Here is a 414-nt window from a genome sequence, read left to right on the forward strand (position 1 = left end):
GATTGTATTTTATCCATGAAATCATATAGGGTTGAACACTTGTTCTAAATAAAGAAGCTAGCATTTGATTTTTTAGTTCAAAGGTTTTTCCGCTTTTAAGAATTTCAAGATCTTTTTGTACTTCTTCTTTTAGAAAAGGAGCTTGTTTCTCTATTTGCTCTGTTAAAACAGCATCAATTGTTCTTCCGGCTCCTGCCAATGAAATGAAGGCATCGGCATTGTTGTTTGCGGCTAGCATTCCTATTAGTGAACCCTCACTGTGTCCTGCAATTATTATTTTGTTGTATTTTTTTTGATTTTTGAAATAAGTGAAAACGTCTTTTGCATCATTGACAAAATCATCAAATGAAAGTGTCGCTTCGTTTACAGTTCCTGCCATCATTTGCGCGATAATTCTTTTGTCATAACTGAAAA

1 protein-coding gene is annotated in these 414 nt (G+C 33.6%); it reads right to left on the reverse strand.

Annotated elements, in window-relative coordinates; translation table 11 throughout:
• Window positions 1-414 (reverse strand): serine aminopeptidase domain-containing protein (locus tag AB674_RS21775; RefSeq protein ID WP_047779395.1); only part of this gene is annotated, 414 nt, incomplete at both ends.

It is taken from the genome of Flavobacterium sp. ABG (assembly GCF_001027725.1).
Taxonomy (GTDB): domain Bacteria; phylum Bacteroidota; class Bacteroidia; order Flavobacteriales; family Flavobacteriaceae; genus Flavobacterium; species Flavobacterium cupriresistens.